Origin of the sequence: Streptomyces sp. UH6, from assembly GCF_013421635.1 — a bacterium.
Taxonomy (GTDB): Bacteria; Actinomycetota; Actinomycetes; order Streptomycetales; family Streptomycetaceae; genus Streptomyces; species Streptomyces abyssomicinicus.
The window spans coordinates 1-15316 of the sequence record NZ_JACADT010000042.1; the positions used below are offsets into that span (position 1 = coordinate 1).

Annotated in this window: 17 protein-coding genes, 1 tRNA gene and 1 pseudogene; 13 read left to right on the forward strand and 6 right to left on the reverse strand. The window is 71.4% G+C overall.

Annotated elements, in window-relative coordinates; genetic code table 11:
* On the reverse strand, window positions 1-224 hold a 224-nt coding region (locus HW445_RS05210), incomplete at its 3' end, for an FAD-dependent oxidoreductase (RefSeq protein ID WP_180219855.1).
* A gap of 222 nt (window positions 225-446) precedes the next feature.
* Here HW445_RS05210 and trxA point away from each other — a divergent pair.
* Window positions 447-866, forward strand: a complete 420-nt coding sequence (gene trxA / locus HW445_RS05215; RefSeq protein ID WP_151773990.1) for a thioredoxin — start codon at window positions 447-449, stop codon at window positions 864-866.
* A gap of 149 nt (window positions 867-1015) precedes the next feature.
* Window positions 1016-1459 (forward strand): type II toxin-antitoxin system PemK/MazF family toxin, encoded by a 444-nt coding sequence (locus HW445_RS05220; protein WP_180219869.1) that lies wholly within the window; start codon window positions 1016-1018, stop codon window positions 1457-1459.
* Window positions 1460-1546: 87 nt separating this feature from the next.
* Here HW445_RS05220 and HW445_RS05225 read toward each other — a convergent pair whose 3' ends face one another.
* From HW445_RS05225 to HW445_RS05235, 3 genes and pseudogenes are all read right to left on the reverse strand, one after another.
* Window positions 1547-2113, reverse strand: coding sequence for a GNAT family N-acetyltransferase (locus HW445_RS05225; protein WP_180219856.1), 567 nt, complete (start codon window positions 2111-2113; stop codon window positions 1547-1549).
* Between the two features lie 195 nt (window positions 2114-2308).
* A tRNA-Val gene (locus HW445_RS05230) sits at window positions 2309-2383 on the reverse strand.
* A 32-nt stretch (window positions 2384-2415) separates the two neighbouring features.
* Window positions 2416-2626: pseudogene (locus tag HW445_RS05235) on the reverse strand (hypothetical protein); the annotation flags it as partial.
* 113 nt (window positions 2627-2739) lie between these two features.
* Between HW445_RS05235 and HW445_RS05240 the strand changes: the two are divergent.
* Window positions 2740-2889: a hypothetical protein gene (locus HW445_RS05240; protein WP_180219857.1), complete on the forward strand. Its 150-nt coding sequence runs from the start codon at window positions 2740-2742 to the stop codon at window positions 2887-2889.
* Between the two features lie 165 nt (window positions 2890-3054).
* Window positions 3055-3720 carry a hypothetical protein gene (locus HW445_RS05245; protein WP_180219858.1) on the forward strand — a complete coding sequence of 222 codons (666 nt, stop codon included), beginning with the start codon at window positions 3055-3057 and terminating at the stop codon, window positions 3718-3720.
* A 37-nt stretch (window positions 3721-3757) separates the two neighbouring features.
* On the opposite strand, the gene HW445_RS05250 is transcribed toward HW445_RS05245, so the two are convergent.
* Entirely contained in the window at window positions 3758-4141 is a 384-nt protein-coding gene (locus HW445_RS05250; RefSeq protein ID WP_180219859.1) for a hypothetical protein, read from the reverse strand.
* Window positions 4142-4401: 260 nt separating this feature from the next.
* Between HW445_RS05250 and HW445_RS05255 the strand changes: the two genes are divergently transcribed.
* Window positions 4402-5475, forward strand: coding sequence for a hypothetical protein (locus HW445_RS05255; protein ID WP_180219860.1), 1074 nt, complete (start codon window positions 4402-4404; stop codon window positions 5473-5475).
* 247 nt (window positions 5476-5722) lie between these two features.
* Here HW445_RS05255 and HW445_RS05260 read toward each other — a convergent pair whose 3' ends face one another.
* Window positions 5723-6697: a LuxR C-terminal-related transcriptional regulator gene (locus HW445_RS05260; protein WP_180219861.1), complete on the reverse strand. Its 975-nt coding sequence runs from the start codon at window positions 6695-6697 to the stop codon at window positions 5723-5725.
* A gap of 373 nt (window positions 6698-7070) precedes the next feature.
* Here HW445_RS05260 and HW445_RS05265 point away from each other — a divergent pair, with 373 nt between their 5' ends.
* The 8 genes from HW445_RS05265 to HW445_RS05300 all read left to right on the forward strand — a co-directional run.
* Window positions 7071-8069 (forward strand): hypothetical protein, encoded by a 999-nt coding sequence (locus HW445_RS05265; protein ID WP_180219862.1) that lies wholly within the window; start codon window positions 7071-7073, stop codon window positions 8067-8069.
* A gap of 5 nt (window positions 8070-8074) precedes the next feature.
* Entirely contained in the window at window positions 8075-8812 is a 738-nt protein-coding gene (locus tag HW445_RS05270) for an SDR family oxidoreductase (protein WP_180219863.1), read from the forward strand.
* A gap of 29 nt (window positions 8813-8841) precedes the next feature.
* Window positions 8842-10179: an aminotransferase gene (locus HW445_RS05275; protein ID WP_257230853.1), complete on the forward strand. Its 1338-nt coding sequence runs from the start codon at window positions 8842-8844 to the stop codon at window positions 10177-10179.
* Window positions 10180-10197: 18 nt separating this feature from the next.
* Window positions 10198-11181, forward strand: coding sequence for a 3-oxoacyl-ACP synthase III family protein (locus HW445_RS05280; protein ID WP_180219864.1), 984 nt, complete (start codon window positions 10198-10200; stop codon window positions 11179-11181).
* Between the two features lie 20 nt (window positions 11182-11201).
* Entirely contained in the window at window positions 11202-12398 is a 1197-nt protein-coding gene (locus HW445_RS05285; RefSeq protein WP_180219865.1) for an acyl-CoA dehydrogenase family protein, read from the forward strand.
* Window positions 12399-12467: 69 nt separating this feature from the next.
* The gene (locus tag HW445_RS05290; protein WP_180219866.1) at window positions 12468-13730 is read left to right on the forward strand and encodes an MFS transporter; all 1263 of its coding nucleotides are present in this window, start codon (window positions 12468-12470) and stop codon (window positions 13728-13730) included.
* The gene (locus HW445_RS05295; RefSeq protein ID WP_180219867.1) at window positions 13727-14917 is read left to right on the forward strand and encodes a GNAT family N-acetyltransferase; all 1191 of its coding nucleotides are present in this window, start codon (window positions 13727-13729) and stop codon (window positions 14915-14917) included. The genes HW445_RS05290 and HW445_RS05295 overlap by 4 nt, the downstream gene beginning before the upstream one ends.
* Window positions 14914-15316 (forward strand): thioesterase family protein (locus tag HW445_RS05300; protein ID WP_180219868.1); only part of this gene is annotated, 403 nt, incomplete at its 3' end. The genes HW445_RS05295 and HW445_RS05300, both read left to right, overlap by 4 nt.

Genomic DNA, 15316 nt, shown 5'->3' on the forward strand with positions numbered 1-15316 from the left:
GTGCGCAGGCCGGGCGTGCGGCGGGCGTCGGCCCGCGTGATCACCGGCCGGAGCAGCGCCTTGCTGGGCATGCAGGCCCAGTAGGAGCACTCACCGCCGACCCGTTCGCTCTCCACCACGGCGGTGGACAGTCCGGCGGCGCGCGTGCGGTCGGCGAGGTTCTCGCCGACGGGTCCGGCGCCGATCACCACGACGTCGTAGGCGAAGCTCTCGTTCTCGGTCATGACCTCAGTCTTCCGGGTGGTGTGCGTACCGGCCACACGGGTAGGCGCCCGGGACCCGTCCGCTGGGCCGGACGGGTCCGCCCGGTCGCGGCGGCGGCGCGGAGCCGACCATATGGGGCGCGTGGAATACCCCGTCCGGTCGCGCCGTTGTCGTCGATGGCCGGGCGGCCGGCAGTCGCACACCCGACACCCACGAAACCCCCGGAAAGAGGACATCAGCTCATGAGCAGCACCGTGGAGCTCACCAAGGAGAACTTCGACGAGACGGTCACCGAGAACCCGTTCGTTCTCATCGACTTCTGGGCCGACTGGTGCGGGCCGTGCAAGCAGTTCGCCCCGGTGTACGAGAAGGCCGCACAGGACAACCCCGACCTCCTGTTCGCCAAGGTGGACACGGAGGCCCAGCCGGAGCTGGCCCAGGCGTTCGGCATCCAGTCGATCCCCACGCTGATGATCGTGCGGGACCAGGTCGCCGTCTTCGCGCAGCCGGGCGCGCTGCCCGGTCCGGTGCTGGAGGACCTGATCGGGCAGGCCCGCGGCCTCGACATGGAGGAGGTCCGCCGCTCCGTCGCCGCGCAGCAGGCCCAGGCCGAGCAGGGCGGCAACGGCACGGCGGAGGCGCGTGGCGGTGAGCCGGCCTGACCCGGGCGCCGCTCCGGCCGGACCGGAAGGACCGACGAGGCATGTTCGGCACCGTTCGCCGCATACGTGACGCGCTGCGCTCCTGGCGGCTCGGCCGGAGCGCCGACCCCGGCTCCGGGGCACGTCAACGCCTCTCCTACGGTGGGGCGATGACCGTTTCCATCGACGAAGTCCCGGGCCGCTCCGGCCCGTCGGCGACGACCGAGGCCGACGCGCGTTCCGTCGGCACGGTGCGCACCGAGTACTCCCCCGCCCATGACGGCGACCCCGATCCGGGCGAGATCGTCTGGACCTGGGTGCCCTACGAGGAGAACGACGGCCGGGGCAAGGACCGGCCCGTGCTCGTGGTGGCCCGCGAGCGGGGCGGCACGCTGCTCGCCGTGCAACTGTCCAGCAAGGACCATGACGGCGACCGGGACTGGGTCCCGATCGGCGTCGGCCCCTGGGACCGGTCCGGGCGCCCCTCGTGGGTGGCGGTGGACCGTGTCCTGCGCGTGCACGACGGCGGCATGCGCCGCGAGGCGTGCGCGCTGGACCGGATGCGGTTCAACCTGGTCGTCCACCGCCTGCGCGAACGGTACGGCTGGCGGTAGGCGTTCGCCCGGCGGCGACCGGTCGCACGGTCCCGCCGCCGGGCGCCGCCACGTTCAGGACTCCCGCTCGCCCGGGCGCCGCCACGTTCAGGACTCCCGCCCGCCCGGGCCCAGTTGCGCATACATGTACATGTCCCGCCGCACGGCGCCCACCCGTTGCCAGGAGCGGAGCAGCCCTTCCCGGGTGTAGCCGGCGCGTTCGGCGGTGCGCAGCGACGCGGTGTTCCACGGTTCGACGTACAGCTCCAGCCGGGCGAACCCCTGCGTGGCCAGCGCCCACCGTGTCAGCGCGCCCAGGGCGGCGCCCGCCGCGCCCCGGCCGCGCGCGGAGGGCGCCACCCAGTACCCGAGCGATGCCCGCCCGGGGTCGCCGGCGAACAGCCACAGCCCGACGTTCCCCACCGGCCGTCCGTCATGGGCGCGTTCGATCACCAGCGGGTAGCCGGTGCACCGCGTGGCACGGTCCCACTGCCGCCGCACGAACGCCTCCCCCTCCTCCTGGGTGTACCGCGCGGGCACCGTGGTGATCAACGGGATCAGCGGATCACCCGAGGCCTCCCGCACCAGCGCCAGATCCCCGTCGTCCAGCCGCCAGGGCCGAAGCCGGAATCCCGCACCGGTGTCGAGGACGGGCACGTCGAGAGCAGGCGTCATGCGGACGATCTTCAACCGGATCCCGGCGGAAGGGCAACCCGCCCGTCGACCACCCTCCCCGGATCTGGAACTTTCATTGCGCTGATCACGCTGGCCTCCACCGCGGTACGGCGGGCCGAACTGCCGCGGCCGGAGCGGCGGTGACGGATGGAGGGCGAGACGCGCCCGGCGTCGCACGGCCGGGAGCCGGAGGGGGGCGGGGCGGCCGGATTCGAACCGGCGTCCTCCGAGATGTCATCGCGGCGCATTACCTCTGTGCTACGACCCCGCCCTTGGCCCGGAGTCTACGTCAACGGCGCCGCGGGCGCCGGGCGGTGGGCGGTCACGTACGCCTGGTCCGGGCCGCTCCGTTCGTCCTCGACCCGGGCGAAGGGGCGGCCGGCGGCGTACCCCACGAGGGCGGCGGTCTTCCAGCGCACTCCGTCGGGACGCTCCTGGAACAGGGCGTCACCGAAATGGACGAAGGGGAGCTGGGGCTTGCCCGAGGACGGGAGCGATCCGGCGGTTGGCGTCCGCCAACCCTCTCCGAACTGACGAGCTGAGAGCTCCTGCTGACGGTATGTAAAGTTCTGTCAACTAACGTCCACTCTCGTCGTGCAGCTCCCAGGGGCTCCAAGACTGGAGCCATGGACATCGACGAGAGCCGCAACTCGGCAATTGACCCCGACCGCGGGCGACAGGGGAGCGATTGGCCCATCCGGGTGTTGATTGCCCTCCTTTCCGCCGTCGCCGGCGGGGTGGCACAAGCTGTCGCGGAAAAGCTGATGGGGCCTTGATCAACACCCCTGGAAGGAGTGATTGTGGCGGGGGGAAGGGTTAGGCGCATTGCAATGCCGCCGGAAGCACAGTTGGGGCGCGGCCCTCATCGAGTGATGCTGACGGAAGTGCATGCGCTGTATCGGACTGCAGGATGTCCGAGCACCCGTAGAATTAGCTCGACAGTGGACAAGATGGATTCCGCGAAAGACGTTATTTCACATCAGGCGGTTGCGAACATCCTGCATGGGAAAAATTTCCCTGCTTGGCCAAAGATAGAAGTGTTGGTTGCCGCTCTGCTCTTCCTGTCGGATTCAGTGGCAGATCGGTCCCAAATGGACAGGATTCGCGATCTTTGGCTGGCTGCGCATTACGAAGAGGAAGAGGGGGTCGCTCCATCGGTTGAAATCATACGGCACGAACCCTCGCCCGAGACAGACTCTTCCAACACCCGCTCGCCCGAGGAATCACGCGGAAAGGACTCTGATTCCGAGAACGTGACGGATGAGGAAGTGTCCGACATCCCAACTGGGGACGGAGGGCCCGACGCAGCCTATGAGGAGATGCACGTCCGATTCATCACAGGTGCTTCGTCCGGTCCGGCGATGTTCTCACTTGATTTCTTGGCCGGGATGTTGCAGGTGACCGTAAACAGCCAGCACCCTCTGGGGTCGTCGATAGCTCGGACAATGGAGCGCGACGACGAGGCTTCCCGGCTCGTGAAACTCATGCTCATTTCATGGGCACGCATGGAAGATGAAATTCCTACCGAACGGGTGCGGAACCGAGTGGCGGACATTCGAAACGACTGGGGGCGTTACGCCCGATGGCTGGAAGAGCCCGAAGGCTAAGAGCTGTCGCGTGAGTGGTTTCCCTGGTCGACGGGCTTCACATGAAGACCAGTGGGACGTCCTTCTCGATGCAGAGCCGCAGGACGCCGGCCAGCTGATGGGCATCCTCGATGTGCTGCTGGAGGAGCTGGTCGCCGCCATCCCGCGCCCACTCGTCGGTGATGGCCTCCAGCCGGATGAGAATCGACGCGCATTCGGCAGGCGAGAGGTCGTCACCGCCGTCATCCGGATGATCGAGGAGTGGCTCCAGACCGGTGGACACCTCGCTCCACCGGCGCTCGCCGCCGAAGCCCGACATCTCGGAGAGGACGAACCCTTCGGTCTCAGCCAGACGCCCACGGAACGCGGCAAAGCCGCTGTAGGACCAGGAGACGTCCGGACTGCTGTTGTCTCCGTCTCCTGGGAAAAGAACCAGCCCCATGTGCCCTCCCTGATCACCGAGGACACAGGATCGAGGACAGGGGGCAGCGTCTGCAACTGAGCCGGTTCAACCGGGTGGTGCGTGCGCTGCGGCGTGATGGCGCGGACGTTGCTGGGCGGGGCCTGCCCTGGGGAAATCCGCTAGACAGGCTTGTTGTCACCGTGGTCGGGGTCGGGGTCGGCGGGCGTTGTGGCCAGTTGAGCGGTGACGCGGGTTGAGGCGGCAGGGGCCTGTCGGCGGCTGGTGGCAGGATCACCGGCATGGTTTTCGTACGTACCACTCCGCCGCGGCCCGTCCAGGTGACCGCGGTCTTCCCCGAGCTGGCCCCGTTGGCACGACCTGCCATCCGGTTGCATCCACGTCCGGGGTCGCCTTCGGTCGGGGACAGCTCGGTCGGCGGGCCGTTGCTGTGGCCGGCAGGGGAGCCGTGGCCGCACTGCGAGGACGTGCACGCGCACGTGGATACCGGATTTCGTGAGTCACTGAGCGAAGTGCGGCTGGACCGGCTGCAGTCCCGGTGGCGCCCTGATGAGCGTCCTCCGGCGTACGCGCCCGAGGTGGAAGCACTCAGGGAACGCGCTGCGCGGTGCGCCGAACGGCTCGACGCCGGCCCGCCCTGGCCCGCCGAATGCCCGGTCCCGCTGTTGCCCGTGGCTCAGCTGTTCCTGCGTGACATACCCCTGTTGCGGCCGCCCGGGCAGGCCGATCTGCTTCAGGTTCTGTGGTGCCCGTACGAACACGAACCGGACTGCAAGCCGGCGACTGCGGTGTTCTGGCGGTCGGCCGCGGAGGTCGGCGACATCCTCGCCACACCGCCGGAGCCGTACGAGGCGGAGTATCCGGGTTATGTGCCGGAGCCGTGCGTGCTGGCGCCAGAAGCGATCACCGAGTACCCCAACAGCCTGGATCTGAGCCCGGAGCTGCGGCGGGTGCTCAAGGACTGGAACAGGTGGCAGGCGGCCGGTTCCGGCGTGGACAGCTCCTACGCGCCGTATCCGGACGCGTTCTACTCCATTCATCTGGGCAACGCACCCGGCTGGAAGGTCGGTGGCTGGCCCCCTTGGGGCCGCACCGACCCCAACCCCCGCTATTGCGCTGCGTGCGGGGTGCAGATGGTCCCGCTGCTGACGATTGCTTCCTTCGAGTGGAGCGGGGACGAGGGTCGCAGCAGCTGGGTGCCGCAGGAAGAGCAGGTATCCGCCCTCGCCGGCACTCGCGTCCTGGACCATTACCCCTCGCAGCCGACGAGGGTAGAAGTGGGCAGCACCGACAACATGCAGATCTACGTCTGCCCCGACTCCCCCGAACATCCGCACACAGACCTGATCCAATGAACTGTCGGCCTGCCTCGAAGTCTCAACCTGCCGGTTCACGCGCCCTGTTGGTTGCTGACACGCCGCACTCGACCTGCCTCATGCACCGGTCGAGTGGGGCACGATACTCATCGTCACCGACACGCCGTCGACGGCGGCGGCGGTGGTGGTGCCACCGGTTCCCACCGGACCCGGCCCGCGCCCCGGTGGGGCGGCGGCCGGTGCCCGGTGGCCCGGTGGCGGGGCCCGGTGGCGATGCCCCGGGCCCTCAGCCGATCCAGCCGCGGGCGACCGCGCGGACGCCCGCCTGGAAGCGGCTGTTGGCCCCCAGCCGGGCGGCCAGATCACTGATGATGCGCCGCGTGGTCCGCACCGACAGGCCGATCTGGCGCGAGATCGCCTCGTCCAGCTGCCCCGCGGCCATCAGGCGCAGGATGGCCCGCTCCAGCTCGTTGGGGCGTTCACCGTCCGACGCCGTGCTCTCCGGGGGGCGCGCCTGGGCCCAGTAGAGGTTGAACAGGTCGCTCAGCAGGTTGACCAGGGGCCGGTCGTGGACGACCACCGCTCCCTGGGCGGTGTCCTGCGCGTTCAGCGGGACGACGGCGGTCTCCCCGTCGTAGAGCAGCATGCGCGTGGGCAGCAGGGTGGACGTGCGGACCTGGCCGCCCGCCCGGCTCAGCTCCTTCAGATACCGGTTGGTGGCGGGATGGGAGCGGGCGGACTCGAGGAAGAGGCTGCGTAAGGCCACCCCGCGGTCCAGCAGCGCCTGGTCGACCGGGAGCGCGGCCCGGACGGCGGCCTCGCTCTGGGCGCCCCCGGGCACCATCGCGTCCACCCCGCGCGTGCACAGGGCCGCCAGCTCGGTGACCGTGACGCGCACGGTCTCCACCCCGTGCAGGACCTCGACGAGGCCCGTGGAGGACCTCAGCCGGCGGGCGTCGAGGTAGTCGGCGGTCAGCGCCAGCAGTTCCTCGCGCCGTCGGGACACGTCCCTGCGGCGCCGTTCGATCTCCTCCTCCTCGTCGGCGAGCAGCGCGTCGGCCGCGGCATGCGGGCTGCGCGCGATCCACGCGTCGTGCTCCACCTGCTCCAGCAGCCGCATGGCCGCCAGCCGGCTGCGCCGCTCCCGCACCTCGCCGACGGTGACGCCCAGGCTTTTGGCCAGCTCCTCGTCGGTGTACCGGGGTCGTTGCACTTCGGCTCGGTACAGCTCTACATCGACCCGGTCGAAGATCGATTGCATGCTCCCCCTGTCCAGTAGTGGTTTGACCACTTGCTGTCACATGACAGGCGCATGCCCTCCATCGGTGCGGATAGTCGTTCGCTGCCCCACCGCGACCGAGGAAAGGGACACCAGATGGAACGCCTGCGGGCGAACGCCGGAGCCGCGCCGACGACCGCGTCGACGACCGGGACGACGGCCGGGACGACAGCCTTCTCCACCACTCGCTGTACGGTCCGGCCGCCCTCCCCGGCCGCCTCCGGAGAAGACGGCAACATCTGGGACCTCTTCCCCGCGCACGGAGGTTGACGCGTCGGCGCCGGTCCGCCGGTGCCTCTCCCTTTGTCTCCTTCTGTGCCCCTGGCACAGGTACGCCCTCACGGAGGAACGCACCATGCAGCAGATCGACTACGACTTCGTGTTCACCGACGCCGAGCGCGACGCCCTGCGCGAGGTCCTGCTGGACGTCGTCACCAGCCCGTACAGCGACTTCGACGCCTACATGGCCGACGTCTCCGGCCTCCGCAAGGACCGCCGGCTCGGCTCCCGCTTCACCGACTTCTGCGAGATGTCGATGCTGCGGGACTTCTCCAAGAGCCCGCTCGTCGTCATCGGCAACGCGCCGATCGACCTGGACCTGCCCCGCTTCGGATCGGCCGACCCGGTGCACGAGAAGTACCAGCTGAAGAAGACCTTCGTCGCCGAGGGCTTCCTGGCCGCCTACGCGGTGCTCACCGGCACGGAGATCATCGGCCACCTCAGCGTCAACGAAGGCGACTTCTTCCACGACATCTACCCGAAGGAGTCCATGTTCGACACCCAGTCGCAGAAGACGCTGGGCACGCTCAAGTTCCACCGGGACTTCGCCAACCACTTCGTCAGCCCCGACTTCGTCAACACCCTGACCCTGCGCGACACGCCGACCAACGAGGTGTACTCCACCTTCACGGTCACCCTGCACGCGCTGGAGGAGCTCTCCGACTCCGACCTCGCCGTCCTCACCGAACCGCGCTTCCACACGCCGTTCGACGACGTCTCCACCCACGAGGGCAACATCCTGCACGACCGTCGCGCCCGGAACCACGCGATCATCAACGGCGACGAGGGCGCGCGGGTCTTCGAGGACCGCACCCGGGGGCTGGACGAGGAGGCGCAGCAGGTACTGGACCGCTTCGTCGCCGCGCTGCACAGCCGCAAGCAGATGCGGGTCTCGCGGCCGGGCGACTCGGTGACCTTCTCCAACCGGCACGTCATCCACGGCCGTGAGGTGCGCGCCGTCAACGACCTCGAAGGGCTCAAGCAGCGCTGGCTGCTGAAGACGCACAACGTCTACACCCGCAAGGCCTTCGAGGAGTTCTTCCTCGGCGACCGCTACGGCGTGGTCAACGGCTGACCCACATGATCATCGTCACGGGTGCCGGCCAGGGCATCGGGGCCGCCATCGCCCGTCGCGCCGCGGCGCTGGGCCGACCGGTGTGCGTCAACTACCGGTCCAGCGCCGCGGGCGCCGCGCGGGTGGTCGCGGACCTGCGCGCCGCGGGTGTGGACGCGCTGGCCGTGGAGGCCGACGTCACCGAGGAGGACGAGGTGGAGCGGCTGTTCACGACCGCCGAGGACGAGCTCGGTCCGCTCACCGCCGTCGTCAACAACGCCGGGGTCACCGGCGGCCTGGGCCGGGTCGTCGATCTGGAGATCGGCCAGCTGGACACCGCCTACCGCGCGGTCCTGCGCAGCGTGGTGCTGTGCACGCGGCAGGGGCTGCGCAGCATGGCCCGCAGCCGCGGCGGCGCCGGAGGCTGCGTCCTCAACATCTCCTCCACCGGCGCGCGTACCGGAGGCGGCCACGAGTGGGTGCACTACGCCGCCCTCAAGGCGGCGGTCAACGCGCACACCTGGGGCGCGGCCCAGGAGGCGGCGGCGGACGGCGTCCGCGTCAACGCCGTCGCCCCCGGGCTGATCGACACCGGGCTGCACCAGGCCAACGGCGTGCCGGACCGGCCGGACCGGTTGCGGACGACCGTGCCGCTGGGCCGCATCGGCTCGCCGGAGGAGGTCGCCGAGGCCGCCGTCTTCCTGCTCTCGCCGGCCGCCTCCTACATCACCGGATCCGTCCTCGAAGTGGGCGGCGGCCGCTAGGCCCCGCCCCGCACACGGAAGAAGCTCCCATGTCTCCAGCGACCACTCGCCTGCTCGAACCGCACACCGCCCTCCACCTGGACACGCCCCCGCACGTGATCACCGAAGGTTCCGGCATCACGGTGCGCGACGAAGCCGGCGCCACCTTCGTCGACGGGGTGGCCGGCCTGTGGAGCGTCACACTCGGCTACAGCGAGCCCCGGCTGGTGCGCGCGGCCACCGAGCAGATGACCAGGCTCCCCTTCTACGGCTCGTTCAACCACCGCACCAACGACGTCGCCCTGGCCCTCGCCTCCGACATCACCGACATCGCCCCGATCCCGATGGGCAAGGTCTTCTTCGGCAACTCCGGTTCGGACGCGAACGACAGCGCCATCAAGTTCGCCCGCTACTACCACTGGGCGCAGGGGCGGCCCGAGCGCCGCAAGGTGGTCTCGCACAGCTGCGGTTACCACGGCACGACGCTCGCCGCCGGGTCCGCGACCGGGCTGCCGCACATCCACCACGGCTTCCAGCTCGCCACCGACGACTTCCTGTCGGCGCACTGCCCCAACCCGCTGCATCCCGCCTCCCGCGGGATGAGCGAGGCGGAGCAGGTGGACTGGCTCGTGGAGGACTTCGAGGACCTGCTGCTCGAGGCGGGCCCCGACACCGTGGCCGCCTTCATCTCCGAACCGATCCTGGGCGCCGGCGGCCTGATCATCCCGCCGGCCGGCTACTTCGCCCGCGTCCAGGAGGTACTGGACCGGTACGGAATCCTGTTCATCGCCGACGAGGTCATCACCGGCTACGGCCGCACCGGCTCGATGTTCGCCACCACGGAGTTCGGCCTCACGCCCGACATCATCACGACGGCCAAGGGGCTGTCGTCGTCCTACCTGCCCATCTCGGCCACGCTGGTGAGCGAGCGCGTCAGCGACGTCCTGGCGGAGGGCAGCAGGCAGATCGGGACGTTCGGCCACGGGTTCACCTACTCCGGTCACCCGGTGGCGGCCGCCGTGGCCCGCGAGACCCTGGCCGTCCTGCGCGAGCGTGACATCCCGGGCCACGTCCGCGGGACGGCGCCGCGCCTGGGACGCGCGCTGGAGAAGTTCCGCGGCGCCGACCTGGTGCGGGACGTGCGGTACCACGGCCTGCTGGGCGGCGTCGAGTTCGACCCGGCGCAGGGCGGCACGGAGCCCGGCGCGCTCGGCCGGGCCGTCCTGCGGGCGGCCGAGGCGAACGGGCTGCTGCTGCGGGCGATGGGCGACACCGTCGTCTTCGCGCCGCCGCTGATCATCACCGCCGACGAGATCGACGACCTGGCGGAGCGGTTCACCGCGGCCTACCACGACGTACTCGCCTCCCTCCGCCGGCAGGCGGCCTGACCCGCAAGGAGCAGCCCGATGGCCATCGGCATCCTCGCCACTGGCTCGTTCTTGCCCGACCAGGTCGTCACCAACGACGACCTCGCCCAGGTGGTGCAGACCTCCGACGCGTGGGTGACGGCCCGGACCGGCATCCGTGAACGCCGCCGGGCCGACCCGCGGCACCACACCTCCGACCTGGGGCACCGCGCGGCGCTGGCCGCCCTGGACGACGGGGGTCTCGCCCCGGACCAGCTGGACGCGCTCGTCGTCGCCACCAGCTCGCCCGACCAGATCCAGCCCTCGACCGCCTGCAACGTGCACGCCAAGCTGGGCCTCACCCAGGTACCGGCGTTCGACGTCGGGGCCGTGTGCAGCGGGTTCGTCTACGCCACCGCGACCGCCGCCGGACTGATGGGCTCCTTCCCGCAGTACCGGCACGTCATGGTGGTCGGCTGCGAGGCGTACAGCCGCATCCTCGACTACGAGGACCGGGGCACCTGCGTCTTCTTCGGCGACGGGGCCGGCGCCGCGGTCCTCGGCCACGTCCCGGACGGGTACGGCATCCTCGGCTGCGACCTGCTGACCGACAGCACCCAGCTGGACGTGGTCGGCGTGCCGGCCGGCGGGACGCGCGAGCCCGCCAGCCGCCGCACGGTGGACGAGCGCCGCCACTACTTCCACATGGACGGGCGCCGGGTGTGGAACTTCGCCACCCAGGCCGTTCCCCGGGTGGTGAAGGGCGCTCTCGCCTCCGCCGGACTGGACGTCGGCGACGTGGACCTCCTCATCACCCACCAGGCCAACGCCCGGCTCATCGAGGAGTGCGCCGCCCGCTCGGGCGTCCCCCTCGACCGCATCCCCATGACCGTGGACCGCTACGGCAACACCGCGGCGGCCTCGGTGCCCATCACCCTGGACGAGGCGCGTGCCTCGGGCCGGCCACGGCGCGGTGACGTCGTGGTGCTCGCCGCCGTCGGCGGTGGCATGACCGCAGGCGCCCTCGTCCTGCGCTGGTACTGACCCACACCCCTGGAGACCTCATGACCGCGCCCGCAGTCGCCCCGGTGGACCACTCCCCGTTCCGGGAGCCCAGCCCCTCCCCGGCGCAGGACACGCCCCGGCCCTCCTCCGTGTTCACCGAGTTCGCCCGCACGCACATCGCCCCGCGGGCCGAGGCCGCCTACCGGGCGGAGATCCTCGACCGCCTGTCCTGGCAGCGCCTGGCCGACCTCGGCCTGTGGAGGACCGGTGTCCCCGAACGGCTCGGGGGCACCGGCGGCACCTGGCGTGACCTCGCCGAGCGCATCGCCGACGTCGCCCGTGCGGCCGACGACCTGGGTTTCGTGCTGTCCCTCATCGCCCACGCCGGACTGGTGCGGGCGCTGGTGGAGCACGGCAACGCCTACCATCACACCACCGTGCTGCCGCCGCTCCTCCAGGGCGCCGTCGGCGCGACCGCGCTGACCGAACCGCACGGCGGCTCGGACGTCGCCCGCACCCGCACCACCGGTGAGCGGACCGCCGACGGCTGGCGCCTGAGCGGGACGAAGGACCACATCACCAACGCCCCCGTCGCCGACCGGGCCCTGGTGCTCGGCCGCGTCCCCGAACTGGGCCGCAGGGACATCACGTTGTTCCTCGTCAACCTGCACAGCCCCGGCGTGCGCCGCGGGCGGCCCGAGGAACTGCTCGGCCTGCGCACCAGTCCCACCGGCGCCCTCCACCTGGACGGTGTCCTGCTGCACCGGGACGCCGTGCTGGGCCTGCCCGGTGAAGGGCTGCGCACCCTCTACGACGTGATCAGCTTCGACCGCGCCCTGTACGGCCTCGTCATCGCGGCCTTCCTGGAGCCCCAGCTCGAGCGGACCGTCGCCTTCGCCCGCCGGCGTGAGGCCTTCGGCACGCCGATCCTCGACCACCAGTACGTCCAGGGGCGGATCACCGACATCCGGGTCACCGTCGAGGTCGCCCGGGCCACCGCCCTGGCCGGCATCGACGCCCTGGTCGCCCGGGACGCCGAGGCCTCGCTGCGCTGCTCCGTCGCCAAACTGGTGGGCTCCGAGGGCCTGGTCGAGGCCGCCCAGAACCTCATGTGCATCCAGGGGCACGCCGGGTTCATGCGCGGTCCGCTGACGCGCATCGTCCAGGACGCGCTGGGCACCCTGATCGCGGGGGGAACCAGCGAGATGCAGCGCAAGAACATCCTCAACCAGATGCTGGCCCACCACACGGACTGACCCCCGTGGGCCATGACCCCCGTGGGCCGGTCCGTCCGACCCTGTGGACGCACTCGGAACGAGGAGCCGATGACCGCGACATCCGCCGAACCCGCCACCCCCTCGTCACGCTCGCTGGGGCGCCCCTTCCTCTGGTTATGGAACGCGTGCGCGGGTTCGAACCTGGCGGACGGCATCTACCAGGTCGCCCTGCCGGTCACCGCCGTCCAGCTGGGCGGCGGTGCCGGGGGCGTCGCGCTGGTGGCCGCCATGTCCCGTGTCCCGTGGCTGCTCTTCGCCCTGTTCTCCGGGATCCTCGTCGACCGGTACGACGAACGCCTGCTGATGCGCATCGTCAACGGCGTCCGCGTCGTCGTCCTCGGCGCCGTCGCCGTGCTCCTCGGCCTGGGCCAGGGCAGCATCCCGCTGCTCGCCGCCGCGGCGTTCCTCCTCGGGATCGCCGAGACCGTCTTCGACACCGCCTTCCACACCACCACGCCGGGGCTGGTACCACCCGCCCAGCTGGAGAAGGCCAACTCCCGCCTGCAGGCGGCCGAGATCACCACCAACCAGATGGCCGGGCCGCCCCTCGGCGGTCTGCTGCTCGGCCTCACCGCCGCGCTCGCCTTCGGCGCCACCGCCGTCCTCTACCTCGCCACCGTGCTCGCCCTGCTGGCGCTGCCGAGGCCGGACGGACGGAGCGCCGCGGCGGCGGCGCCCGGCCCGGGCGGCGTGTTCCGCGACATCCGCGCCGGACTGAGCTTCCTCGTCGGCCACCGCACCCTGCTCGTCTACGCGGTGGGCGTCGGCCTGCTCAACCTCGCCTGGGCCGCCGTCTACGCGGCGCTGCCGGTCTTCGCGCTGCGTCCCGGTCCCCTGGGACTGAGCAGCTCGGCCTACGGCGGCCTGCTGATGATCGCCGGGGTGGGGGGCCTGGCCGTCGGGCTGCTGTCGGCCACCGCCACCGCCCGCCTGGGCAACCGCCCGTGCATGGCACTCGGCCTGGCCGGCATGTCCGCGGGCTTCCTCCTCCCCGGCCTCCTGCCGACCACACCCGCCCTGGGTGTCGGGATGGGCTGCACCGGCCTGCTCGTCCTGGTCAACGTGGTCACCGTCTCCTACCGCCAGCGGACCGTGCCCAAGGAACTGCTGGGCCGGGTCACCTCGGCCTACCGCCTGATCGCCTTCGGCTGTCTGCCGGTGGGCTCTGCCCTGGCCGGCCTGGTCGGCGGCCACTTCGGTCCGCGTGCGGTCCTGCTCCTCGCCGGATCCGTCGTCCTCGCCACCGCGATCCCCATGATCAGTGCCACCCGTCCCGCCCCGCCCCCGACCGAAGTCCTGGAGGCCCCGTGACCGTCACCGTTCCCCCCGCCGTCGACGCCGGCGGTACCGGCGTCGAGGCCGCCCTCTCGCCGGCGACCCTGGACCATCCGCTGGTCCGTCACTGCCCCCACCTGTACGGCAGTCCCCGCTGGCTGCGGGTCGAGGCGCAGGCCCATCCCGGTGACGCCTTCTACACCTGGGTGCGCGGCGCGGACATGACCGCCTTCGCCCCCGCCTACGGGTTCGGCGCCGCCGACAACCCGTGGCCGTTCGCCCGGCCCGACCTCTTCGCGGCCGACGTCACGGGCACCGGCACCGGCCACGAGGCGCTGCTGCCCGGCTTCACCGTCGGCGGACGGCGGCCGGGGCACAGCAGGTTCCACACCGGCGGTCCCGCCTGGCAGCGGGCCGAGGCCCTGACGCTGCTCCTGGGCACCGCGGCCGAGCACGCCGCCGGCCGGGGCGCCTCCTGCCTGGCCGCGCTGTACTGCTCCCCCCAGGACGGCGACCTCGCCAAGGCCTTCCGCGCCCACGGGGGTGTGCGGCTCCCCTCCCACGGCACCAACGTCCTCGGCCTGCCCGGCGACGGCCGGCCGGACTGGCTGGCCTCGCTGCCCCGCAAGCAGCGGGCGAAGGAGAAGGCGGACCTGCGCAGGCTCGAGGAGGCGGGCGTCCGGTTCGAGGTCTCCCCGCTCCGGGAGCCGGACCTGGACCGGATCGTCCCGCTGGAGCTGGGCCTGTACAGCAAGTACGGCCACGACTACGCGCGCGACGAGGCGGTGGCCCTGCACCGCGCCTACCTCGACCACCTCGGTCACGACGCCCTGCTGGTGCGGGCCCGCCGGGACGGGGCGGACATCGGGTTCGTCTCGCTCGTCCGGCACGGCTCCCGGGCGTGGATCCGCCAGGCCGGCTTCCACCCCGAGGCCTGTGAGGGGCTGCCCGTCTACTTCGGCGCCGCGCTGCACGAACCGATCGCCTGGGCCTACCGCAACGGCGTGCGCTGCCTGGACCTGTCCATCAGCTCCGACGCCGTCAAGCGGCGCCGCGGTGCGCGGACGCTCGCGCGCGACGCCTGGTTCATCCCGCTCACCGACGCCGCCCGGCGCCATCTGCACCGTCTCGCCGAGGGCGTCGGCGAGACGGCTTCCACTGTCCCCGCCGTCCCCGCCGGCGCCGTCCCCACCGTCCCCGCCACAGAGAAGGCGTCATCATGACCACCTCGCCCACGACCCGCACCTCGACGGACCCGTCCTCCCTCGTCGGCTCGACCGCCCGCGTCACCCACCGGGTCACGGACGAGGACTCCGCCACCCGCTGGGGCAACGACCTGCCCGTCCTCGCCACCCCGGTCCTGCTGTGGCTGACCGAGATCGCCGCGATGAAGGTCGTCGAACCGGCCGTCGGCGCGGGCGACATGACCGTGGGCCTGGCGCACGACTCGGCCCATCTCGCGCCGACGCCCGTCGGCGAGGAGGTCACGCTCTCGGCCACCCTGACCGCCGTCGACGGCCGCAAGCTGGTCTTCGAGGTCGAGGCGCGCGACGCGGAGGCGGTGGTGCTGCGCGGCCGGCACACGCGTGCCCTCATCGACCGCGAGCGGTTCGTCGGCCGTC

Coding starts and splice junctions, on each gene's coding strand:
- trxA (WP_151773990.1), top strand. CDS start 447: ATGAGCAGCACCGTGGAGCTCACCAAGGAGAACTTCGACGAGACGGTC.
- HW445_RS05225 (WP_180219856.1), bottom strand. CDS start 2,113: ATGACGCCTGCTCTCGACGTGCCCGTCCTCGACACCGGTGCGGGATTC.
- HW445_RS05290 (WP_180219866.1), top strand. CDS start 12,468: ATGACCGCGACATCCGCCGAACCCGCCACCCCCTCGTCACGCTCGCTG.
- HW445_RS05270 (WP_180219863.1), top strand. CDS start 8,075: ATGATCATCGTCACGGGTGCCGGCCAGGGCATCGGGGCCGCCATCGCC.
- HW445_RS05240 (WP_180219857.1), top strand. CDS start 2,740: ATGGACATCGACGAGAGCCGCAACTCGGCAATTGACCCCGACCGCGGG.
- HW445_RS05260 (WP_180219861.1), bottom strand. CDS start 6,697: ATGCAATCGATCTTCGACCGGGTCGATGTAGAGCTGTACCGAGCCGAA.
- HW445_RS05220 (WP_180219869.1), top strand. CDS start 1,016: ATGACCGTTTCCATCGACGAAGTCCCGGGCCGCTCCGGCCCGTCGGCG.
- HW445_RS05250 (WP_180219859.1), bottom strand. CDS start 4,141: ATGGGGCTGGTTCTTTTCCCAGGAGACGGAGACAACAGCAGTCCGGAC.
- HW445_RS05285 (WP_180219865.1), top strand. CDS start 11,202: ATGACCGCGCCCGCAGTCGCCCCGGTGGACCACTCCCCGTTCCGGGAG.
- HW445_RS05255 (WP_180219860.1), top strand. CDS start 4,402: ATGGTTTTCGTACGTACCACTCCGCCGCGGCCCGTCCAGGTGACCGCG.
- HW445_RS05275 (WP_257230853.1), top strand. CDS start 8,842: ATGTCTCCAGCGACCACTCGCCTGCTCGAACCGCACACCGCCCTCCAC.
- HW445_RS05280 (WP_180219864.1), top strand. CDS start 10,198: ATGGCCATCGGCATCCTCGCCACTGGCTCGTTCTTGCCCGACCAGGTC.
- HW445_RS05265 (WP_180219862.1), top strand. CDS start 7,071: ATGCAGCAGATCGACTACGACTTCGTGTTCACCGACGCCGAGCGCGAC.